Raw genomic sequence first — 23,661 nt, 5'->3', positions numbered from 1 at the left:
CTCTTTGTCTTTTTTTGACTCTAAAAAATATGTCATAAAATATTAACATTTTAGGTTGACATACAAATAAATCTTTAATAATATATACCCTGTAAGGTATAAGGTAATAATGGTGTAAACGAAGGCATATGTTCTTTTTTTTGAAAACAATTATACCCCAAAGGGTAATTGGAGGGAAAAGCTTGGAAGAGAAACAAAAAACGACGATTGTCCTTTTCAGCGGTGATTATGACAAAGCGATGGCCGCCTATATTATCGCGAACGGTGCCGCAGCGTACGATCATGAAGTGACGATTTTTCACACCTTCTGGGGACTGAACGCCTTGAGAAAGGATGAGCCTATCAAGGTTCAAAAAAACTTCATGGAGAAACTTTTTGGCTGGATGATGCCCAGAGGGGCGGACAGAATGGGACTTTCTCGAATGAACTTTGGCGGTTTGGGAACGAAAATGATTAAGGAAATTATTAAAAAACATAATGCAATGCCGCTTCCGGCACTTATTGATCTTGCAAAAGAGCAAGACATAAAGCTGGTCGCCTGCCAAATGACTGTTGACTTGCTTGGACTGAAGGAAGAAGAAATCATGGAGGGCGTGGAATTTGCAGGAGTTGCAGCCTATCTTGGCGATGCGGCAGAAGGAAGAGTCAATCTATTCATTTAATTCAGGAGGAATAGCAATGGGAAGGGTAAAGACTGATTTGACCATTGATGCAAAAGGGCTGGCCTGCCCGATGCCGATTCTTAGAACAAGAATGGCTATTAATGAAATCAATCCGGGTGAAGTTCTCGAAGTACAGGCAACAGATAAAGGATCGAAAGCAGATATTCAGGCGTGGTCCAAAAGTTCCGGACATCACTACCTTGGGACGGTGGAAGAAAACGGTGTGCTCACGCATTATATCCGCAAAGCAAGCAAGGATGAAGAGACAGTAGAAACAGAATATCCCCATGTAGTGACAAATGAGGAGTTGGCGGCAAAGCTTGAGTCCAATGAAGAGGTTCTGATTGTCGATGTACGGGAGCCTGCAGAATTTGCATTTGGGCATATCCCGAGTGCGGTTTCCATGCCTCTTGGTGAACTTGAAGAAAGAGCTGCTGAGCTTGGCGGGAATCATACAATTTATGTCATTTGCCGAACAGGAAACCGAAGTGACGCTGCTTCCCGAATTCTTTCGGAAAAAGGTATTGCTAACGTGTGGAATGTTAAGCCTGGTATGTCACTCTGGAACGGTCCGGTTGAAGGGGAAAATTAAAAAATTTTAAGTTGTAAAATACCAACGGGGGTAATTAAATGATAAAATCAATGGCTTCAAAAGAAGTTGCCCAAAAAATATTCAACAAAGAAGAGCTGTTCATTCTCGATGTGCGAAACGAAAGTGACTTTATTGACTGGAAAATTGAAGGAGAGAATTTCTCCTATTTAAATATTCCTTATTTTGATCTCCTTGATGGAGTGGAAGGTATTCTTGATAGAATCCCGAAGGACAGGGAGGTGCTTGTAGTCTGCGCAAAGGAAGGTTCTTCGGTCATGGTGGCTGAAATGCTTGATGAGGTCGGCCAGAATGCTTCATACCTTTCAGGGGGAATGAAGGCTTGGAGCGAATATCTTCAGCCAGTTAAAATCGCCGATTTGGAAGACGGGGGTGAGCTCTATCAATTTGTGCGGATCGGCAAAGGTTGCCTTTCCTATATGGTTCTCTCCAAAGGTGAAGCCGCCATTGTGGATGCTACAAGGATGGCTGACGTCTATATGGAATTTGCAAAAGAAAAAGGAGCAGTCATCAAGCATGTTTTCGATACCCACCTGCACGCAGACCACATTTCAGGCGGAAGAAAAATTGCGGAGGCGGCAAGCGGTTCTTACTGGCTACCTCCTAAAGATGCAGAAGAAGTCACCTTTCCATATGAGAAGCTGACAGATGGCATTGAAGTAACCGTCGGTGGCACAAGTATCATGATCCAGGCTTTATACTCCCCTGGGCATACGATAGGATCAACTTCTTTTGTCATTGACAGCAAATACCTTTTGTCAGGAGATATTCTGTTCATCGATTCGATCGGGCGTCCTGACCTTGCCGGAAAAGCACAGGACTGGGTAACGGACTTGCGCGAATCTCTGTATAAGCGCTATAGAAAACTATCAGATGAACTAGTTGTTCTTCCAGCCCATTTCATGATCATTGAAGAATTGAATGATGATGGAAGTGTTTCCGAAAAACTAGGAACATTGTTTGCGGAAAATCACGGATTGAACATTGAAAATGAGGAAGAGTTCAGGAGGCTCGTCACAGAGAATCTTCCACCTCAACCAAACGCATATCAGGAAATCCGCGAAGCCAATATGGGTAAAATCAACCCTGATTTGGAACAGCAGAGGGAAATGGAAATTGGGCCGAATCGTTGTGCGGTAAGGTAGCCATTCTATAAAAAGATAAAATCAGGAGGAGATCAATATGGAAGCAGCAAAATTTTTGGATGCGAAAGGGTTTGCGTGCCCAATGCCGGTTGTAAGGACGAAAAAAGCGATGGATGGAATGGCACAAGGAGAAGTGCTTGAAATTCACACAACGGACAAAGGATCCATAAAAGACATGGCCGCATGGGCAGCGTCGACTGGAAATGAGCTTGTGAAACAAACAGAGGAAGATGGAGTTTATAAGTTTTGGATAGAGAAAGCATAATAGAGGAGGGGTATATCCCCTTCTCTAAACGATTGGACTTCTTGTATAACCGCTAGCTTACTATTCAGGAAGTGCAAACTTTAGGGGGGAAACACGATGGATTTCGCCTTCATTACCATCATTTTTCTGATTGGGTTCATCGGTTCATTCATATCGGGCATGGTTGGCATCGGCGGTTCAATCATCAAATACCCGATGCTTCTCTATATCCCGCCGTTGTTCGGGATCGCCGCATTCAGTGCACATGAAGTATCGGGAATAAGCGCAGTACAGGTGTTTTTTGCGACCATCGGAGGCGTTTGGGCTTACCGAAAAGGCGGTTACCTCAATAAAACGCTTATTATCTATATGGGTGCCAGCATCCTTGCAGGAAGTTTTATTGGCAGCTATGGATCAAGGTTCATGCCGGAAAGCGGGATCAATCTTGTTTATGGAGTATTGGCATTGATTGCGGCAATTATGATGTTCATCCCTAAAAAAGGGATTGACGATATTCCGCTTGACCAGGTCACTTTCAATAAATGGCTTGCTGCAGTATTAGCTTTTATTGTTGGGATTGGCGCGGGAATAGTCGGTGCTGCGGGCGCTTTCCTGCTTGTGCCGATCATGCTGGTTGTCCTCAAGATTCCGACAAGGATGACGATTGCCACATCGCTTGCAATCACGTTTATTTCTTCCATTGGTTCAACGGTAGGAAAAGTAGCAACGGGGCAGGTTGACTATGTTCCTGCCGCTATCATGGTTGTCGCAAGCTTGGTTGCTTCACCGCTTGGTGCCAATGCTGGAAAGAAAATCAATACAAAAATACTTCAAATTTTGCTCGCTGTCCTGATTTTGGCTACAGCTGTGAAAATTTGGATCGATATTCTTTAGGAAAACAAAGATTGCTGAATCAATCATATGTAAAAGAACCGTCCGGGTTATGGACGGTTCTTTTTTGCTTTATCAAGAATCGAGTTGTCAGGCTGAGGTTTGAGCAACGCGATATTGGCTCCCTCATCACAGCGTCCCAGAAAGTGAATCCACTTGTCCCAATATTCCTTAATCAGCAGAATGACACCAAATATAAAGGGAAGAAGCAGGTAACCTATCCTGTAAAGCAAAAGCAGGACAACCACCTTTTCATCAGGTATGCCGATTTCCTGAGTTCCCCATATAAAGACGAGGTCAAATGAACCCAGCCCCCCTGGTATCATGCTCACGATTCCTGCGCATGAGGCAATGACGAAGACAGGGAAAAGGCTTCCTGCTCCAGCTGGGAGGTGGAGGATTGAGGCAATATAAATAATGACTGCGTAAATGGCCATCCACTCAAACAATGAAACGGTCACTAGCCTTATGGCTGTCTGCGAATCAATGATATTAGCGCCATCCTCTTTTAAGCGGCGGAATGTGAAGAACAGAAAAGCAGGCAAGTACAGGCTGACTGCAAAAACAGCAAGTACGAGCCATTTTGCATCTGCAAGAAGCGGATAGTTCCGGTAACCGGCAGCGATCATCCATGACAGCAAAGAAATACCTGTCAAATAAAAAAGAGAAACAGAAGCGATGGTGCGCAAAAGCACCCGTTTGTCACGTTCATACCGCCCGTAGAAATAGGTCCGGAGCATAGCGCCGGCAAAGCCCCCAAATCCAATTAAATTGGAAAAAGAGTTGGCAATGAAGGAAATTCGCAGCAGCCTCCCAAGCGTAATATCTGCCCGCAGAAGCTGCAAAAGGATGGCATCATAAAAAAACATCGGTACAATTGCACCGCAGGTAAGCAAAAAAACGGTAGCCAGCTCAGGATATGAAAACTCGTTAAGTTCTTTTTTCAGTACGCTGACATGGATGCCAGCTGCAAATTGATGGATCTCAACACTTGCAATAATGAGCAATGCTAATGGAAGGAATATTTTAATGCTTTTCAGCAGTCTTTCTTTTTTAAAATCAGGCATGTAATCCACCTTTTCCGAATTGCTACATACACTATATACCTTTGAACAAGAAAATAACAGTGGTACTTGAGGCATTCAATTTGTTTTAGGAATCATTTGTATTTTGCGACAATAAACTATTTTATAGGAATTAATAGAAAGGATTGTGAGTATGCGAATACCGCAAATGACGAAGACTGACGGTTTCCAAAGCGCTTATTCCCGGTTTAAGGCTGCTTCACTTTCTCATAAACGGTTTTTCCAGCACGCTGTTTTTCAGGAAGCTTTCAATGCTGCCCAGGAACCAGGCGGCATTGAGAAAATCTATCAGCAAGCCCGAAATTTTGACAGTGATGGCGTTTTTAACGACCGGGTCTGGAATAATCCTGCATCCCTCAACCCTTCTCTTGTAAGAGCGGCTCTCAGTAAAGGAGGGATGACTGCAGGGGGAGAAATTATGAGTCTCCTCAGGATTTTATCCATTGCAAGAGGCAAGGGTACGAATCCAATCATGACCGCACAGGCTTGTAACGAATTTTTGTCAAAAGCACTTCTCCTTAATATGGATTTGTTGATCTTAAGAGAAACGGAAGAGAACAGAATCTACCTTCTCCATGAAGAAAAACTTGCCAGAAAAGTAGTTAGCTTTGTGGGAGACAACTGCTTTTCGCCGGTTGTATTCCAGTCCATTCAAAAGGAAATAGAAAATCTCGCGTCTCAAAGGCCTATCGTGGTAAAAAAAATCATTCAAATGATCACAAAAACAAAAAGGCTTACCGGAATGATGGCAGAAGCAGGAAGCGGTTGGGCGGTATTAGACAGGTCTCTCCATGCACCTTCTAGTTTGTCAGCATCTTTCGGAAGCGGTTATAAAGAAGCACTGGGAAATTGCAGCGATCTGCTTCTTGTAAAGGAAGCTTTTCAGCTAAGAACAACGATGGAAAATACGGGTATAGTCTCCGTTTACCATGCTGTTTTCCTAATGTACATTAATAAAGAAAAGCCTTATCTCATTCAGTCCTTTTTATGCATCGATGAGCAATCCAAAACCAATTTAAGGAACAATCTTCCCTTAATCAGGAAATTGGTCGATTCCGCAGTCAACTATCAAACAAGGCAGTGTATTTACGGATTGATGCGGCTCCTGCAAAGAGATATTTTAACCCCTGACTTGAAATCTCTTCTCGATGAGCTGAACAACTGGGCATGTAAAAAAAATACACAAGCCTCAGGTGCTGAATGGGATCACTCCCCGCATTCTTCTGCAGTAGTTGCAGCTGCAATTAGTATCCTAGGCCAGCCGCTCGGTGTCGGGCAAGGGTTCAATCCGGCTTGTGAGCCTGCCGCCGTAATGAGCTACTGGTCCCAGAAGGAGCCAACGCTTCTAATCAAGCTTCTCCTTGAGCTTCTGTCCACTGAAAGGATATCACTGGAGTTTGAGGGCAAAAGCATCCTCTCCTCCCGATTGCCTTTGGTAGAGCTTGAGGACCATGAAAATATCGATGTGGTTTCCTTGCTCATGTTTCCCCCATTGCTCGCCATCCGTGATGAAATGGTTAGGCGCAGCGGTGAAACAGAGAGATATCCTCAAAAAGCTGTCCATCCTGGTTTTTATGTCACAGGTATCTGGAAGGGCTTTATCAGAGCGGACGAAGAAGATGAATTTGAAAAGAAGTTTTATCAGCATTACCATCCATCGTCACAGGTCCGAGCTGTAACAGGGCTTCCGCAGCCTGCTGTCATCTTGATATACAACAGGGAAGGAATAGAGATTGGAAAACTCACAGTCCTAATTCAGAGGGTTACAAGCGATGGAAAGGGAAAAACAAGAGTGTACTTTTACAGTCCTAACAATGACAGCCTGCAGGAATGGAGCAAGGGAATCAAGACAAGCATTTCCGGGAATGGGGAAAAAGAAGGGGAATCATCGCTTCTTTTTAAGGATTTTCTGGAATGTCTCCATTCGTTTCATTTTGATGATAAACAAACCGGTGATCATGATATTTAAAAAGTAATTCTTGATTCAATGATTAAGCAAGCTTTATAACGGGTAAATACACACAAGCCTAAAAATAGAGACATGTAAGGGAGAGGGGAGAACTAAATGCAATGCCTAAAAAATTATTAAAAATATGCTGTATGGCCTTATTGATTGGTTTAATGTCCGCATGCGCTGAAAAAGACCAGCTCGATGACGGCACGGAACTTATCAATGAAGGTCAATTTGTGTTTACTGCATCCGGAGAATTCAAGCCTTTCAGCTATCTTAAAGACGATCTATCGATGTCAGGCTTTGATATCGAAGTCGGGGAGGCACTCGCAAAGGAAATGGGACTACAACCGGTGCAGAAAAGAATGAAGTTCAAGGGAATTGTTGAAGGAGTGAAAACAGGAAGGGCTGATGCAGCAGTTGCGAGCCACACCATCAATCCTCAGCGCAGCAAGCACGTTTTGTTTTCCACGCCTTATTACTACTCCGGGCCGCAAATTTTCACAAGGCCTGACAGCCCCATTAAGACAACATCGGACCTGAAAGGGAAAGAAGTGGCAGTTGCAAAAGGTTCAACCTACGCAGACACAGCATTAAAATTCACGGATGACGTGAAGATGTATGACAGTGATATTACTGCGCTTAAAGCCTTAAGCAGCGGGAGGCATGATGCGGTCATTACCGACTTCGTTACTGGCAAAAGCGCTAAAAAGGAAGGTTTTGTCATTGACGGGAGGGAGCTGATTGAGCGAAGCGAGCAAGCTGTCGTAATCTCTCAGAATAACCCGGAGCTGCATAAAAAGGTGAACGAAGCCTTGGAGAACTTAAGGAAAGATGGAACGTTGAAAAAAATAAGCAAAAAGTACTTTGGCCAGGATATCACAGCCAGGCCTGAATGACATCAAAAAAACAAATAGAGCGGGAAGTATTTCATATATGGAAGGGGTGTTGTGGATTTGCCTAGCTTTGGACATGTGTTTCAAACACTGCTTGACAGCAGGAACTTATTTTTCGATGCGATGATGCTGACACTTCAACTGACTGTCGTATCCATCATTTTTGGAATTGTAATCGGACTTTTCTTTGCCCTTCTGAAAATATCAAACATAAAGATTCTTGGATATATCTCGGATGCTTATGTTTACTTGATTCGAGGAACTCCGTTGATTGTCCAGATTTTCATCCTTTATTTCGGTATCAGCGGTATTTTTCTCATTCCTGACTTCTGGGCTGCTGCTCTTGCCCTCGCTTTTCATAACGGGGCCTATATTGCTGAAATTTTCAGAGGGACCATACAGGCGGTCGATCAGGGCCAAATGGAAGCGGGCCGGTCTCTCGGTATGACGAAAAGCCTGGCAATGCGGAGAATTATTCTTCCACAAGCTTTCCGACGGTCGCTGCCTCCGCTTGGCAACCAGTTTATCATTGGTTTGAAGGATTCCTCATTGGCTGCTTTCATTTCCATGAATGAACTGTTCAATGTGGCAACAACGCTCGGATCGAATAATTTTGACGAGATGACATATTTGATAATAGTCGCCATTTATTATCTTTTGCTTGTGGCCCTTCTCACCTGGGTTGTCAACAGTATTGAAAAGAAATTGGCCGTAAGCGACCGATAGGAGGAGCAGTATGACTGAAAAAGAAATGATCAGAACCAATAATTTAAATAAATGCTTTGGCGAACTTCATGTTCTTAAGGATATCAATATAACTGTATATGAAAGTGATGTTGTCTGCCTTATTGGAGCAAGCGGATCGGGAAAAAGCACCTTGCTCCGCTGCCTGAATTACCTTGAAAGGAAAAATAGCGGAAGCATCGTTCTTGAAGGGAAGGAAGTGGATTTCAAGAAAGATAGTGTGAATGAGGTCCGCCAGAAAGTCGGGATGGTGTTCCAGCATTTCAACCTTTTTCCTCATATGACTGTACTGGAAAATGTCATTGAAGCACCTATCCATGTGAAAAAGATTCCGAAAGCACAGGCTGTCAAGGAAGCGAAAGAACTCCTTGGGAAGGTTGGGCTAGATGACAAAATGGATGTGTATCCCAGCAAACTTTCCGGAGGGCAGAAACAGCGGGTGGCCATTGCAAGGGCATTGGCGATGAAGCCTGATATTATGCTGTTTGATGAACCTACTTCCGCACTTGACCCCGAGCTGGTCGGGGAAGTCCTTTCCACCATGAAGGAGCTCGCTGAAGAGGGTATGACCATGATTGTGGTCACTCATGAAATGGGATTTGCCCGGGAAGTGGCAGACTGGATTGTATACATGGATGAGGGGAGGATCATTGAAAAAGCAAATCCGGATGACTTCTTTACAAATCCTAAGGAAGAGAGAACAAAGGAGTTCCTTAAGACAACAGCATTAAAATAATAACAATCAGGCAGCAGCGGTGTCAAAACCCTGCTGCCTGATTTGAAGAAAAATGGGGCAATGATAAGATAGAGCTCTTTTACTGCAGAGAATTGACCGAAATTTGCTATACAGCGATAATACATACATATTTCCCTGCTTTACATTTATCTGCCATGAGAGTATGATAACAGCATTCATTCTTTATATTGAATCGCTTAATCCATTTGGAGCGGGGGAACCAAAATGGCGGGCTTTTATGACCGTCATGGGGTGAAGCCTTGATAAGAAGGCGGGGCCATTTTCCGGGCCCTAATCCGACAGCTAACCTCGCAGGCGTGCAGGAGAGTAAGAGCCATGCTTGTGGGACATTTGTAGTTTCAAGTCCGCAAGGCTAGTGACTTTAGCCTCTGCGGGCTTTTTTATTTTGTTATAAAACCCTGCGAATTGCTGAAGTTCAACATAATTCGCGAGGAACAGCTTCATACTAAAATTAATCGATGCTAAAGGATGAGGGAATTGGAAACACAATCTATTATCGCACTTGGAATCTTTATCATTGCCTATGGCATTATCATCTCGGAAAGGATTCACAGGACTATCATTGCTATGCTCGGCGGACTTGCAATGGTTATGGCAGGTGTGCTCGACCAGGAAACCGCTATACACCATGTCGATTTCAATACGATCGGCCTTTTGATTGGGATGATGGTGATTGTATCCATCATGTCGAGGACGGGTCTTTTCTCTTTCATGGCTGTCTGGCTGGCTAAGCTTGTGAAAGGAAATCCACTCTATATTTTCATCGTATTGAATTTATTTACAGCTGCTGCTTCTGCATTTCTTGACAATGTAACAACCGTATTGCTCGTTGTACCCGTGACAATCAGCATTGCAAGGCAGTTGGACATAAAGCCGCTTCCTTTTTTGATTTCCCTGATTCTGTCATCGAACATTGGCGGAACCGCTACAATGATTGGCGACCCGCCAAACATTATGATTGGGAGTTCTGTAGAAGAGCTGACTTTTCTTTCTTTCATTGAAAATCTTGGATTCATTTGCTTTTTGATTTTGATTGTAACGATTGCCATCTTTTCTATTTTGTATAGAAAGCAGCTGCGGACAACAGAACAGAAGAAAAGTGAACTGTTAAAAAAGAACGCTCTTGATGAAATTGAGGATCCTGTACTGCTTAAAAAGAGTCTTGCTGTAACAGCACTGACCATTACCGGGTTCTTTGCACACCAATTTATACATATCGAAACAGCGACCATCGCCTTGGCAGGAGCGTTTTTCCTTTTACTTCTTGCTGGAAGGGAGCACCTAAATGCGGCGTTGGAGAAAATTGAATGGACCACATTGTTCTTTTTTGTCGGGTTATTTATCATGGTCGGCGGGCTTGTAGAAACAGGCTGGATCAGCATGCTGGCGGACAAGGCAATGGAATTGACAGGAGGAGAAATGAAGCCAACCACCCTCCTGATTCTATGGATGAGTGCCATCGTGTCAGCATTTGTCGACAATATTCCATTCGTCGCCACAATGATTCCAATGATTAAAGAGATGGGAAACATGGGTATTACAAATCTTGAACCCTTGTGGTGGGCCCTCTCGCTTGGTGCCTGCCTAGGTGGGAATGGAACATTGGTAGGGGCGAGCGCAAATCTCGTGGTTGCTGGTTTGGCAGCCGCTGAGGGTCACAAGATTACGTTCATCGATTATTTAAAAGTTGGTTTTCCGTTAATGATATTGTCAATCGTTATTGCTACAGTCTATCTATACTTTTCCTATTTGGTTTAAAAAAGCAGCTTACTTTAAAGGAGAAAAAAATGAAAAAAATAAGGGGAATCAAACTCGACCCGCCAAAAATATTGGTGCTTGGCTTTTCTTCAGTAATATTGCTAGGTTCTATTCTTCTCATGCTACCAGTTGCGACTGTTGACGGAAATGGTCTGCGTGGGATAGACGCCTTGTTCACCGCTACATCAGCAACATGTGTGACCGGGCTTGTCGTAGTGGATACAGGCAGTACGTTTACCACTTTTGGAGAAATTGTCATCCTTACACTGATTCAGGTAGGCGGCCTAGGGTTTATGAGTTTTGCAACACTTGTTGCCTTTATCCTCGGGAAGAAAATATCGCTAAAGGAACGGCTGATCCTTCAGGAGTCGTTAAACCATTTGACTGTAGAAGGCATTGTGCGGATGGTCAGGAGAATCCTGATTTTTACTGCGTTGATTGAAACAACAGGTGCTGTTCTGCTTTCATACAGGTTTTCCTTTGATATGCCGTTAGGCAAAGCTATATACAATGGTTTTTTTCATTCAATTTCTAATTTCAACAATGCAGGTTTTGACTTAATGGGTGATTTTCGCAGTTTAACCGGTTATGTGGATGACCCGATTGTGTCATTGACTGTCTCTGGCCTGATTTTTCTCGGGGGAATTGGTTTCATTGTCATGAACGAACTCTACGAGTACAGAACTACTCGCAAGCTTTCCCTTCACTCGAAGCTTGTTCTTTCTGTAACCGGCTGCCTGATTACAATAGGAACTGTTATGATCTTTTTCCTGGAATATCATAACCCGAAAACATTGGAGCCGCTATCGATGACAGGCAAAGTTCTCGGTTCGCTGTATCAGGCGATAACCCCGAGGACAGCGGGATCCAATACATTGAACATTGCGGATCTTACTCAGTCAACGCTTCTCCTGACTATTATTCTGATGTTCATCGGTGCTTCCCCAGGTTCAACTGGAGGCGGGATTAAGACATCCACCTTTGCAGTCCTGCTCGGCGCTGTAAAAGCACAAATAAAGGGGAAAGAAGATGTGGCCTTCTTTGGAAGGCGCGTTTTGCCCCAGACGATATATAAGTCACTGACCGTAACATTAAGTGCCATTTTCCTGGTGCTCGCAGTGACGATGCTTTTAACCATTACAGAGCCGGGAAAGGATTTCTTGGCCATCTTGTTTGAAAGCACTTCAGCTTTCGCAACCGTTGGGTTATCCATGGGGATTACACCTGATTTATCCACTGCAGGTAAAATCTTGATTACGTTCACAATGTTTGCTGGGCGGGTAGGTCCGCTCACCGTTGCATTTGCAGTTACGCTCAGGAGGCAGCAGGATCCGTACCGCTACCCTGCGGGCAAAATAATGATTGGTTAGGAGGATTCCATGCGAAAACAATATGCGGTAATTGGCATGGGCCGGTTTGGCTCAAGTGTAGCAGCAGCACTATATGCTGAAGGAAACGAAGTGCTCGGCATTGATAAAAAAGAAGCACACATCGATGAACATAAGGAATCCGTAACACATGCAGTTATTGGTGATTCTACAGAAGAAGAAACCTTGAAGGCCGTAGGTATCAGGAACTTTGATACGGTGATTGTTGCCATTGGGGATGATATCCAGGCAAGTATCCTCACAGTGCTGCTTCTGAAAGAAATGGGCGTTAGCCATGTTGTGGCAAAGGCGCTTAATAAAAACCATGCCCAAGTCCTTTATAAGGTTGGGGCGGATAAAGTCATCTTTCCTGAAAGGGATATGGGGGAACGGGTGGCTCACCAGCTAATGGCCGCTCCAAATGTCCTGAATTTCATTGAGCTTGCTGATGAATACAGTATTGAAGAAATCAAGGTTCCAGGAAGCATGAATGGAAGAAGCCTGAAGGAAATCAATTTGCGGGCGAAGTATAACATTACAGTAATCGCAATCAAAGAGAGGGACAAAATTGATATTTCTCCAGATCCTTATAAAAAGCTGCACGACGATGATGTTTTAATCGTCATCGGAGAAAACAAGGACCTTGTGAAATTCGAAAAGACAGAATAAGCTGCTTTCGCTTGCTGGAGCGGCCAAAAGAAAGAGACCTCACTCGGGGTCTCTTTCTTTTTGAGGGATGAAAACAAGAAACTCTTCCACATCCTCTTTTTGAAGTGGATAACTGATATAGTACCCTTGGGCATAATTGCACTGGCCATTATGGAGGAGTTCGAGCTGTTCAGGTGTTTCAACTCCCTCAGCGACTACTTTTAAATTTAAGCTATGTGCAAGCGAAATAACTGCTGAGGCGATTGCGGCATTTGTACGGTCGTGCTCAGAATTCATAATGAAGGTCTTATCAATTTTCAATGTATCAATAGGAAGATACTTTAAATAATTTAACGAAGAAAAACCGGTTCCAAAGTCATCTATTGATATTGATATCCCCAGCGATTTAAGGTTGTTCAGCATTCTTGCTGCTTTTTCCGAATGGTCCATCAGAAGGCTCTCCGTCAGTTCAAGCTCAAGAGAGGAAGGAGGCAGTCCTGTTTCTTTCAGAATCTGAGCGATTTGCACATCAAGCTGTGGGTGCTGGAATTGTTTTGCCGAAAGGTTTACGCTGACAGACAAATGGGACAAACCAGCTTGATGCCAACGGGCGCATTGGCTGCATGCTTCCCGGATCACCCATTCACCAACAGGGATAATCATGCCTGTTTCTTCAAGGATGCTGATGAAAGTATCTGGATAGAGAAGATCCGGCCCCTTTTTCCAGCGAATCAGTGCTTCTATCCCGTAGATCTTCCCGGTTTTAATATTCATTTTTGGCTGGTAATGGAGGACGAATTCACCTGCCTGAATGGCTTGGCGCAGGGCGATTTCCAAATCCAGCCTTTCCATTGCATGCTCCTTCATGACAGGGGTAAACCATGTCAGGCAGTTTCTTCCTTTTTCTTTTGATTTGTACATGGCAATGTCTGCATTTTTAATCAAGATGTTCATATCAGTTCCATCGTCCGGACAGAAGCAAAGGCCTATGCTTGCGGTGATGCTGAACCATTGCCCGTACAGATGAAAGGGTTCTTTAAGAGCGGCCATGATTTCTTCTGCCACTGTATGTGCGTCCTCCTGTTTACCTATACAGGGGATCAGCATGATAAATTCATCTCCGCCAAGCCGGGCAACAATATTATCGCTCCCCGCCGTTTCCTGGAGACGAAGTGCAACGGCCTTTAACAGCATATCCCCAGCCTCATGCCCCAGACTGTCATTGATAATTTTAAAGTGATCCAAATCCAGCATAAGAATAGCAAGGCGTTTGCTGTTTAACTTCTTTTTATCAAGAAAGTGCTTGAGATATGTCTGGATGAACCAGCGGTTTGGAAGGCCTGTAAGTGCATCATGGAAGGCCATATGCTGGATTTGCGCCTCAGCCTTTTTCTTATCCCTTATATCCCTGCACCATGCGTATTGAAGGCTACGCCCACCTAGCTGGATTTGCTGAAGGTTGATATCGACAGGAATTTTCCCATGGCTATGGCTGATCATTTCATCTTCGAACTTCATTGCTTTCTCTGTCTGGCTTTTTCCGAGTAAGGAGAGTTTATATGGCAGGAGGCTGAAGACCTGGTCGACTGTGAGTTCAAGTAGGCTGTCTTTTTCGTAGCCCAGCACTTCACAGGCGATTGTATTAACATTTTCCAGCCTTCCTCCAAGACCAATGAGAAAAAAACTGTCAGCTGCCTGCTCGATTAAGTTCCTGAATATTTCTTCATTCTCTTGCAAAAGCTTTTCCGCATTGACACGATCCGTAATATCCAGTGCAAACCCAAGAAGATAGTCCTCCGCTGATTCTTTCATGGTAATGATCGTCTTTCCTGAAAACATTTGTCTTTCACTGCCCTTAAAGCTTGCAAGTACTTCTCGTGTAAGTAATTTTCGCTGTTCCCATACTTTTAGGTCATCATTGCGATTACTTTCAGCGATACCTTCAGGGAAAAAATCAAATACCGTTTTACCAATAATTTCTTGAAGTTCCATTCCATGAGCCTTGCATACCTGTTCATTCGCAAAGATCGTCCGCCCTGATGAATCTTCCAGAAAAATATTGATTGGAAGTGCATCAAGTATTTTTACATTCAAATTTTCTTTTATCCGTAAATCTTTCAATAGGTTTTCTTCCCGTTTTTTTAGCAGGTTAATTTGATGGAGCAGTTGTTCAATCGTTTCGGAACATTCCGGTGATGTATTGGTTTTCAACAAAAACCCCGTCCTTTATTCTTTATGGGTTTTGAGACAGCATATGGATTTTAGGTCATTTGCCTAGTACTATTTTATATCGGTGCATTATTGGAACAGTAAAGAGTTTTGAAACATTTATGAAAATGAAATTCCCATAAAAAATTTTTATTTACAATATAAAAAAAGATTGAATGAGGACGATGTTAAAGGTGTTAATAGTGAAAACATTCAAAGAAGTATTTCATACATGGGAAAAAAGCTAATCATTTACCTTATCTTTTCCATACTTTTAATTACAGCCACAGCAGGCTGCTCTCAAACCAGGAGTATTGAGAAAAAAGAGAGGGTTAAAGTCGGTATTTTGTTGTCTGACGGTCAGACTAGGGGATCAGTCATTCAGTGATTCCGCTTTTTGAGGTTTAAGCAAAGCACGGGATGAGCTCGGCATGATTTTTGACTATCGTGAAAGCTTGCAGGTGATATGTACCATTTGCACAAGATTGAAGAACATCGTTGCTCCTTCTTTTCAAACCGATTCTCACTATATATGTATATCCTTTTACCTATACCCTAAAAAATGCTGCCCGCTAAATACAGATATATCTTAAGGCGGCTGCTTGGGTCAATGAGTACCATTGCGCTTCCTGCCAGAAACCATAATGCCACGGTGAAATCATTCAAAGCACAAAGCATTCCGTTGTTTTTATCAAACCTGATTTAATATGAACCTATGTGGATTTTAAAACGCTGACTTTCAACCTGTTTTGCCATGGCCATGGCCTCCTTTGCGAAATGGAGTGGCCAAATGCTCTTTCAAGCAAGCCCAGTCTTCTCATTCCCTGTCAGCATGGGCTAAAACCATTGTTTACATTGGATCTATGGCAAAAGGCAGCCATGGCGGCTGCCTTCTGTTTTATTCCTCTTTTATCTTGACCAGTACCACTTTTTCCTCTTTGAATGCTTTGGCCAATGAAACCATAATCAGAAGCATCACGATTGTAAACGGAAGAGCTGCGATAATGGATGCCCTTTGCAAGGCTTCAAGTCCCCCAGTCCAAAGAAGAATAGCAGCAGAAGCAGATTGGATAATGCCCCAGACAAGCTTTATTCTGTTGGGAGGATTCAAATTTCCATTTGTTGTTTGCATGGCTAACACAAAGGTTGCTGAATCAGCTGATGTGATGAAGAATGTGCTGATCAGGAAAATTGCAAGCAATGAAAGGACCGAAGAGAACGGGAAGTTTTCTAACAGGCTAAAGAGCGCCATTTCACTGCCATTTGTCTTGATTACGTCCATGAGCCCTTTATGCTCGAAAAATTCAAGGTAAATGCCCGTTCCTCCAAAGACAGAGAACCAAAGGGCGCCAAATATGGTTGGGACAAGCAAAACTCCGACGACAAACTCACGGATCGTCCGCCCTTTGGAAATCCGGGCAATAAATGTTCCAACAAAAGGTGCCCAGGCAATCCACCATGCCCAGTAAAAGATGGTCCAGTCCTGAAACCATGTGATTTCCTGGTCAAATGGACTCAAACGGAAACTCATGGAAGGCAGGTTCTGCAAATAAGAACCGAGTGTTGTAGTGAAAAGGTCCATGATAAAGTTACTTGGCCCGACGAAAAGCAGGAACAGCATCAAAAGAATGGCAAGAACAATATTGATATTGCTCAAAAACTTAATTCCTTTATTTAAACCTGTTTGTGCTGATAGCATGAACAACACGGTAGCAACAGCAATAACCACGAGCTGTGTGTTGAAGTTATTCGGTATTCCTGGAAATGTATAGGAAAGTCCTCCGCTGATCTGGATCGCTCCAAGGCCAAGCGATGTGGCCACTCCAAATACGGTCGCAAATACAGCAATGCAATCGACAGCAACTCCAATCGGCCCATCTACTCTATCACCCAGAATAGGTCTTAACAGCGTGCTTATGACGCCAGGCTGGCCTTTGCGAAACTGGAAATAGGCAAGCGCAAGGCCGATAACAGTATATATGGCCCACGGGTGGAGTCCCCAATGGAAAAATGAGTAGCGCATGGCAGCCCTTGCAGCCTCGGGGGTCTGCCCTTCAGCGAAAGGCGGGGCATAATAGTGGAACATCGGCTCTGCGACTCCCCAGAATACAAGGCCAATACCCATTCCTGCAGAAAACAGCATAGCGAACCAGGTTAAGTAGTTATACTCGGGCCTGTCGCTGTCGCGGCCAAGACGGATATTTCCATAACGCGAAAAGATCAAAGCTATTGCAAATATTAAAAAAGCCGAAGCTGACAATAAATAAAACCAGCCGAATTTCTCCAGTATAACTCCTTGGACAATTTTCGTCACATGGTCAAGATTGCCCACAGGCAAGACGTCTGCAGGGATCAATCCCCACAAAATAAATAATATTGTTATGATCACTGAAACCACGAATACTGGTGACAGTTTCTTCATCCAATCCCTCCTGATTTTTATTCAGATTCATAGGAATCCATTATTAAACTTCACTATTGATGTTCCAGCCGAAAAGTTAAACAAAGACACGGAAAGGGAAACTTGGCACGAAAGGTGATTAGGTTGGGGAAAAGGAAAACCGAGGTTTTTCGTTAACCTTTAAATAGTGGATTTACCATTGTTGCGACCACATAGAAAAATGCCATCTCCGCAGTGCACTAGCTGCTGCGAAACTCCATTAATAATTAGAAATTAGAATCTATTCCTGAAGCAACGTTACAGAAAATAGGAAAGGCGTTCCTGCAATTCTTCCCCCGAGCCGGGTCTCTGCTTGGCAGAGTGATAGATTTTCAAGCCTCCTTTCCATTCTATCGTAACAAAAGAAAGAAGAAAGGGACAGGTATAGCTGCTTAGGCTGTTTTGGGTGTAGGCGCTTGCATCGCTGTGACAAAAGGAATAAACAGGGATAATATTTTTTTCTTACCGAAGGCTAATGGTGGACATATTGTTCGCTTTACAGGGTAAAAGCTGTTTGAATATAATATAAAAGGCTGGATCCCTTGAAAAAGGGAGAATTTCAAATGCACAGCCTTATTTTAAAAAGCAATCGAGGGAGCAAATATGGTGAAACAAGAGAAAAAATCAAGGTACCTTGCAGGTATATCGCTTGCAGTCATGGGAGCAGGTTTCCTCATGACCATCCCCTTTCATGATTCTTTCTGGGGCAGACTCCTTCAAGGTGGGTTTGAGGCAGGCCTGGTGGGCGGCCTTGCAGACTGGTTTGCGGTAACTGCATTGTTCCGCCATCCGCTGGGAATCCCCATTCCCCATACAGCATTGCTGCCTAATAACCGTGACAGGGTAACCAGATCCCTTACAAGAATGATTGAAGAGGAATGGCTCACGAAAGAGAGTATCATGGGGAAGATTTCCCAGATTCAGTTTACGGAAAGAGTGCTGCAAATCATTGAGAGTGAACTTGGCAAGAGCACTGTAAAAAAGGCGCTACAAACACTGATCAGTGAAGCTGTAAAGGCAGTTGATACAGAAAAGCTCGCTCCACCCCTTGAAAAGGAATTAAAATCGTATATGTCTTCGGTCGATGCTGGATCTGTGATTGAGAAGGCGACAAATCATATTCTTGAGAAAAAATATGATGAAAAAGCAATGGACCATGTGCTCGAGGAATTAGGGAAATGGGCTGCGAAAGATGAGTCCAAACTTGCGCTTGGAAAAATGGGTAAACAGCTTATCGAAACAACAGAGGCAGATGGACTGCTCAAGTTTGCGATTCAATCCTTTAGCCAGCTCGTAAATGAAGAAAAGATTGGCCAGATGCTGCAAACCTTCATCCAAAACAGGATCAGGAATGTCAGTAAACATGATAACGCATATCGCCAGCTGATACTCGAGAGGACCAAGGAAGAAATCACGAACCTGCCGGCGCGTCAGGACCTTATGGCTGATATAAATGAATGGAAAGGACAGGTTGTTGAAGGTCTTGAAATTTCCGGACAGATTCAAAAATTCCTCGAAAGCGCCAAGGGCCGTCTTCTGAGTGTGATTGAAGGAGAGTCCTTTGTACTAGTATACGTAAATCCTGTAATATGCCGTTTTATCGATAGCATAAAAGCGAATGAGGAACGCATCACGCTGATTGAAGAATGGGTTCATAAACAAGTTGTTGATGCGATTGAAAAAAACCATTCGAAAATCGGACGGCTTGTTAAAGAAAATCTTGATAAGTATGATACTGAAACATTGATTGATATGATGGAAAACAATATTGGGAAAGATTTGCAATGGATTCGTGTGAACGGTGCTGTCTGCGGCTTTTTCATCGGCCTTGTTCTTACGGTGTTTAAAACATTTTTTTAATTAAGAAGTACCTCTTCTACTTGGTAGTGTTTTTTCTCTAATCACCTATACCAGGATGAGGTGCTTTTTTTCTGTGAAAATAATCTCCTCACAGTTTATTTTTCAGGGGCGAACCACCTTAAATGCCACGTATTACTTCCTGTCTGTAGCTAATAGCCAGTATGGGGCGAAGTTCCGGGATTAAGACCTATTTTCATGCTTGGGTTGCGAGGGAAACCTTATGAATGTTTATTTAGTCTATGTCAACTTATTAATGAATAGCTATACCAAAAGTATCAATGAATAAAGTGGTTTTTATCTGTGGGAAAGTTGAGTAATACAAGAGTAAACAATTACCTTTTCAATGTTTTATGCCGGAAAAAAAGAGAAAAATGAATAATAATCCAAACCAACTCAATACATATTGCCCCCTAAGTTGGAACCTCCCCCCCTTGGAAAAGGGATTGACTATTAATGGAATCTTGAGCCATTCGCACTCAAAAGTATTCTTTATTCCTGCTCCCCATAAATATTCCTCTGTGCATGCTGATTTGCGGTCTATGACACGAACCCTTTCACTATTCTCTTAATTAAGTTTAAAATGATTGCCTTTTGACTAACATAAAGAGTATCGGATAGTTTTGGAAAGGGAAGGTATTACTGCCATGAAATCACATGAAAAAAAACCTGTTAACCCTGCTAAGTCCATAGATTCTTTGCAGGGTCTTTTTCAAATATTAAAAAAATCCAAGGATTTTATTACGCTTTCTCCCCCTTTTAACAGTCTGTCTATAAGGATCTCATATTTTCGGACATTAGTTGATGCGAATATCTTACATCAAGATGTCTTATCATATTTAAGCGGAAGATCTTTTAGCTCACTACAAGACGTACAAGCAGTCCTGTCGTTCGGAACTTCAAAAGTGACAGAACAAGTAGAGGTTATTCAGAAAAGTGTATTAAACGGATATATACTCATTCAGCTTAATGAAAGCGATTCGTCATGTTTGTTAATAGATATATCCAAAATAGAGGGTAGGGATATTACAAAACCAGAAATAGAATTCAACATCCTGGCACCAAAGCTAGCATTTGTCGAAAAGTTAGACACCAACTTGAACTTGCTGCGGAGAAAGCTTTTAACCCCCTATTTGAGGGTAGAACAATTGGAAGTGGGATATTTATCAAATACAGCTGTTGCTGTTGTGTATATTGAGGGAATCGCAAATGATCAAAATGTAAAAGAAATCATAAAACGAGTGAGTTCAATTGAAACAGACCATGTTTTTGATAGTTCCTACTTAGTACGTACTATTGTAGACAACCCAAATTCTATGTTCCAGCAATTCATCAGCACAGAGCGCCCCGATCGAGTGGCAGCTATTTTAGCTGAAGGAAAGATTGCTTTGCTTGTTGATGGATCGCCTTTTGTTATTACACTCCCAACCACACTGATTGAGTTTTTTTCAACGGCAGAAGATTACAGTATTCCCTGGATTGTAGCTTCTTTCTTCCGAGCATTAAGGGTATTCTCTGTTTTATTTTCCGTTTTAACTACTCCTTTATATGTTGCTATTATAACGTATCATTATGAGCTCATTCCAAAGGAGCTCCTTGAAACTCTTGTGGTTTCCAGGAGTAAAATACCATTTCCCCCAGTAATAGAAGCGCTAGTTTTAGAAGTAGTCATTGAATTGCTGAGAGAGGCAGGGGCTCGTCTGCCTACCAAGGTGGGATTAACGGTAGGGATAGTGGGGGGGATTGTTATTGGACAGGCTGCAGTAGAAGCGAGCCTTACAAGTAATGTGCTTATTATCATTATTGCTCTTTCAGCCCTGGCATCATTCACAACTCCAATATATAGTATGGGAAATACAATTCGAGTGATTCGTTTTCCATTTATCTTCGCTGCGCAGTTGCTTGGATTACTAGGTATTGTCATAGCCAGCGCTTTTCTCTTGACTCATTTGTTACGTACAAAATCATTGGGACGTCCTTATTTATCTCCGTTTTATCCTACGAGGCTTTCAGACTGGAAAGACAGTATTATCCGTATGCCGCTTATCTCAATGAACCGACGTCCTTTGGCAGCAAGTGCCAAACAGCCAATCCGCTTTAACTCAGAAAAAGCAAAGAAAAATAGGACATCACCACGAAGTGATTTCGATGATTAAATCACAAATGGAGGGATCTTATGAAAAAAGTTCCTATTGAATATCAAATCTCCCCTTACATGGTTTTTTTCTTGGTAAACTCCATGCAAATTGGAGTTGGATTGCTGGGTTTTGAAAGAATCAGTGCAAAACTGGCGGGAAACGATGCGTGGATCAGTACCCTTCTTTCCGGATTATCAATCAATGTGATGATCTGGATGATTTATAAGATTCTAAATCAAGGCAAAGGTAATATTGTGGCGATTCATCATGATGTATTTGGAAAATGGATTGGTGGAGCATTCAGTCTAATTTTTCTTTTTTATCTTTTGGTTACTGGAGCGACAATATTGCGTACCTATATTGAGGTAGTGCAGGTTTGGATGTTTTCAATTATGCCGACTTGGATTCTTGTCGGTATTTTTTTAATCTTATGTTATTACATCGTGTCGGGAGGATTTCGCGTTGTAGCTGGAATTTGCTTCTTTGGTGTTTTACTTCCGAGCACGCTTGCTTTTACCTTTTTCTTTCCGTTACAGTTTGCTGATTTTCGGAACTTATTTCCAATAATGCAGCATTCGTTTAAAGAAATCATTAAGGGAATGCAAGGGAACTTGTTTAGCTATTTTGGGTTTGAAACGTTGCTTGTTTATTATACCTTTATTAAAAACCCAAAAAAGTCACAGAAATTCGCACACTATGGTGCGTTAGTGACGACCGCAGTATACACGTACCTCATGATATTATCGCTAGTATTTTTTAGTGAAAAACAGCTTGCAAGTGCCATATGGGCCTATTTAAGCATGAGCAAGATCATACAGTTTTCTTTTATAGAACGATTCGAGTATATTCTAATTTCTTTTTGGGCATTTGTAATATTGCCTAACGTGGTACTTACATTATGGGGAGTGAGCCGCGGGATGAGAGAGACATTTGGGATGAAACAAAAATATATTTTGCCAATCCTGATTCTGTTCATTTTTATTTTGACAATATTGTTGGATGACCGAAATAAAGTTAATCTAATCAGTACTTGGGTCGGTAAGAGTGGCTTTATCATTGTATACATTTATCTTCCCGTGTTGTGGTTAATTCAATCGTTGCAAATAAAATTCAGGAGACAAACATGAAGAGATGGATGGTTTGGCTGATAATAGGTGTGTTACTGACTGGATGTGATCAAACCAAGGTTGTGGACGACATTGATCTAGTTCAAGTCGCTGCATATGATTTAGAAGAAGATAATCTGAAAGGAACCTTTGCAATTTCGACTTACACAAAGGAAGGAGAAGGACAACCAGAAATCTATACAGCATCAGGCAAAACAAGTAAGCAAATCCTTGCACTAGCATCGGAAAAATCTTCAAAGCCCTTGGAACTTGGCCAATTGAGAGTGATAGTATTCGATAAGGATTTGGCGAAAAAAGGATTAAAAGAAATATTAGATACGATGAATCGAATGCCTAACGTAGGGAACTTGATTTATTTGGCAATATCAAACGGAAAGGCTGAGACAATTCTGAGGGGTTCCTATACCAAAGAAAAAGGAATTTCAAATTACTTACCATCTTTGATTGAGCAAAACATAACATATGGAATTCTACCAGAGACAAACCTCTATTTATTTCTAAACCAGCTTTACGATGATGCAAGGGATTCATACTTGCCGATCGTTTCAAATAAAGGGAATATTTTGAAAATAGATGGTATAGCATTATTTAAAGGATACACGATGGTCGATTCCATCACAGCGAAAGATTTGTTCATATTCAAAGTACTGACAGATAAGTTCTATCGGGGAACTTATCAATTTAAGCTTCCAGGAACACCTGATAATTATGCCGTTATAGAAAACATTAAAGCGAAAACAAAGTACAAAATGAAGGGAAACAGCAAGTATCCATTTATAGATGCCCGTATTCAAGTGAAAGGTAAAATTCAAGAGTTTACAGAAAGAAAAAACCTTGAAAATCCAAAAGAAGTACAAAAGTTAGAGAGTGTAATGGAAGAAGAATTGGAACGACAGGCAGCTAAACTTATAGAAAGGTTCATAGCCAAGGGTACAGATCCTTTAGGTCTAAGGAAATTCGGTAGAGTTCATACCAGAAAGTGGAATGATAAAGAGTGGGCAGAATCGTATAAACATCTACGTTTTCAGGTAACCGCAGATGTGAAAATAATCCAATCAGGAGTGACAGAATAAAGGGGGGAATTTCATTAGTAGAATCGACTTGAAATTAATTGGGCGAAAGGTGGGGACTTT

General features: G+C 42.3%; 20 protein-coding genes and 1 riboswitch. Of the genes, 16 read left to right on the top strand and 4 right to left on the bottom strand.

What is annotated here, in order from left to right; translation table 11 throughout:
* Nucleotides 1–182: 182 nt before the first annotated feature.
* The 5 genes from D1970_RS00875 to D1970_RS00855 all read left to right on the top strand — a co-directional run bounded on the left by D1970_RS00875 (nt 183) and on the right by D1970_RS00855 (nt 3,555).
* Entirely contained in the window at nt 183–662 is a 480-nt protein-coding gene (locus D1970_RS00875; protein ID WP_119110994.1) for a DsrE/DsrF/DrsH-like family protein, read from the top strand.
* A gap of 16 nt (nt 663–678) precedes the next feature.
* A complete protein-coding gene (locus D1970_RS00870; RefSeq protein ID WP_119110993.1) occupies nt 679–1,254 on the top strand; it encodes a sulfurtransferase TusA family protein in 576 nt (191 codons plus the stop codon).
* Between the two features lie 38 nt (nt 1,255–1,292).
* Entirely contained in the window at nt 1,293–2,417 is a 1,125-nt protein-coding gene (locus tag D1970_RS00865; protein ID WP_246370213.1) for an MBL fold metallo-hydrolase, read from the top strand.
* Nucleotides 2,418–2,454: 37 nt separating this feature from the next.
* A complete protein-coding gene (locus D1970_RS00860) occupies nt 2,455–2,682 on the top strand; it encodes a sulfurtransferase TusA family protein (RefSeq protein WP_119110992.1) in 228 nt (75 codons plus the stop codon).
* A 96-nt stretch (nt 2,683–2,778) separates the two neighbouring features.
* Complete coding sequence (locus tag D1970_RS00855) at nt 2,779–3,555, top strand: sulfite exporter TauE/SafE family protein (RefSeq protein WP_119110991.1); 777 nt, start codon at nt 2,779–2,781, stop codon at nt 3,553–3,555.
* A gap of 47 nt (nt 3,556–3,602) precedes the next feature.
* Here D1970_RS00855 and D1970_RS00850 read toward each other — a convergent pair whose 3' ends face one another.
* Complete coding sequence (locus D1970_RS00850; RefSeq protein WP_181213369.1) at nt 3,603–4,619, bottom strand: lysylphosphatidylglycerol synthase domain-containing protein; 1,017 nt, start codon at nt 4,617–4,619, stop codon at nt 3,603–3,605.
* A gap of 151 nt (nt 4,620–4,770) precedes the next feature.
* On the opposite strand from D1970_RS00850, the gene D1970_RS00845 reads away from it, so the two are divergent.
* From D1970_RS00845 to D1970_RS00815, 7 genes are all read left to right on the top strand, one after another.
* Nucleotides 4,771–6,606, top strand: a complete 1,836-nt coding sequence (locus D1970_RS00845; protein WP_119110989.1) for a hypothetical protein — start codon at nt 4,771–4,773, stop codon at nt 6,604–6,606.
* Between the two features lie 101 nt (nt 6,607–6,707).
* Nucleotides 6,708–7,487: a transporter substrate-binding domain-containing protein gene (locus D1970_RS00840; RefSeq protein ID WP_119110988.1), complete on the top strand. Its 780-nt coding sequence runs from the start codon at nt 6,708–6,710 to the stop codon at nt 7,485–7,487.
* 57 nt (nt 7,488–7,544) lie between these two features.
* Nucleotides 7,545–8,210, top strand: coding sequence for an amino acid ABC transporter permease (locus tag D1970_RS00835; RefSeq protein WP_119110987.1), 666 nt, complete (start codon nt 7,545–7,547; stop codon nt 8,208–8,210).
* Between the two features lie 10 nt (nt 8,211–8,220).
* Nucleotides 8,221–8,964, top strand: coding sequence for an amino acid ABC transporter ATP-binding protein (locus tag D1970_RS00830; RefSeq protein WP_119110986.1), 744 nt, complete (start codon nt 8,221–8,223; stop codon nt 8,962–8,964).
* Between the two features lie 184 nt (nt 8,965–9,148).
* Nucleotides 9,149–9,297, top strand: a riboswitch (cyclic di-AMP (ydaO/yuaA leader).
* Nucleotides 9,298–9,462: 165 nt separating this feature from the next.
* Nucleotides 9,463–10,743, top strand: a complete 1,281-nt coding sequence (locus D1970_RS00825) for an ArsB/NhaD family transporter (protein WP_119110985.1) — start codon at nt 9,463–9,465, stop codon at nt 10,741–10,743.
* Nucleotides 10,744–10,772: 29 nt separating this feature from the next.
* Nucleotides 10,773–12,113: a TrkH family potassium uptake protein gene (locus D1970_RS00820; RefSeq protein WP_119110984.1), complete on the top strand. Its 1,341-nt coding sequence runs from the start codon at nt 10,773–10,775 to the stop codon at nt 12,111–12,113.
* Between the two features lie 9 nt (nt 12,114–12,122).
* Nucleotides 12,123–12,779, top strand: coding sequence for a potassium channel family protein (locus D1970_RS00815; RefSeq protein ID WP_119110983.1), 657 nt, complete (start codon nt 12,123–12,125; stop codon nt 12,777–12,779).
* Between the two features lie 39 nt (nt 12,780–12,818).
* Here the strand turns inward: D1970_RS00815 and D1970_RS00810 are convergent, their stop codons facing one another.
* From D1970_RS00810 to D1970_RS00800, 3 genes are all read right to left on the bottom strand, one after another.
* Nucleotides 12,819–14,969 carry a sensor domain-containing protein gene (locus D1970_RS00810; RefSeq protein WP_119111074.1) on the bottom strand — a complete coding sequence of 717 codons (2,151 nt, stop codon included), beginning with the start codon at nt 14,967–14,969 and terminating at the stop codon, nt 12,819–12,821.
* Between the two features lie 552 nt (nt 14,970–15,521).
* Nucleotides 15,522–15,644 (bottom strand): YrhK family protein, encoded by a 123-nt coding sequence (locus D1970_RS23315; protein WP_374978526.1) that lies wholly within the window; start codon nt 15,642–15,644, stop codon nt 15,522–15,524.
* A 220-nt stretch (nt 15,645–15,864) separates the two neighbouring features.
* The gene (locus D1970_RS00800; RefSeq protein WP_119110982.1) at nt 15,865–17,388 is read right to left on the bottom strand and encodes a glycine betaine uptake BCCT transporter; all 1,524 of its coding nucleotides are present in this window, start codon (nt 17,386–17,388) and stop codon (nt 15,865–15,867) included.
* A 621-nt stretch (nt 17,389–18,009) separates the two neighbouring features.
* On the opposite strand from D1970_RS00800, the gene D1970_RS00795 reads away from it, so the two are divergent.
* The 4 genes from D1970_RS00795 (at nt 18,010) to D1970_RS00780 (ending at nt 23,601) form a co-directional block, all read left to right on the top strand.
* The gene (locus tag D1970_RS00795; RefSeq protein ID WP_119110981.1) at nt 18,010–19,266 is read left to right on the top strand and encodes a DUF445 domain-containing protein; all 1,257 of its coding nucleotides are present in this window, start codon (nt 18,010–18,012) and stop codon (nt 19,264–19,266) included.
* Nucleotides 19,267–19,910: 644 nt separating this feature from the next.
* Complete coding sequence (locus D1970_RS00790) at nt 19,911–21,419, top strand: spore germination protein (RefSeq protein ID WP_119110980.1); 1,509 nt, start codon at nt 19,911–19,913, stop codon at nt 21,417–21,419.
* Nucleotides 21,420–21,439: 20 nt separating this feature from the next.
* Nucleotides 21,440–22,528: a GerAB/ArcD/ProY family transporter gene (locus D1970_RS00785; protein ID WP_119110979.1), complete on the top strand. Its 1,089-nt coding sequence runs from the start codon at nt 21,440–21,442 to the stop codon at nt 22,526–22,528.
* Nucleotides 22,525–23,601 (top strand): Ger(x)C family spore germination protein, encoded by a 1,077-nt coding sequence (locus tag D1970_RS00780; RefSeq protein WP_119110978.1) that lies wholly within the window; start codon nt 22,525–22,527, stop codon nt 23,599–23,601. The genes D1970_RS00785 and D1970_RS00780 overlap by 4 nt, the downstream gene beginning before the upstream one ends.
* Nucleotides 23,602–23,661 lie beyond the last annotated feature (60 nt).

Origin of the sequence: Mesobacillus zeae (genome assembly GCF_003570705.1) — a bacterium.
GTDB classification, from domain to species: domain Bacteria; phylum Bacillota; class Bacilli; order Bacillales; family Cytobacillaceae; genus Mesobacillus_C; species Mesobacillus_C zeae.
Note: the sequence above shows the minus strand (reverse complement) of the source record. Positions and strands in the feature narration are given on the sequence as shown.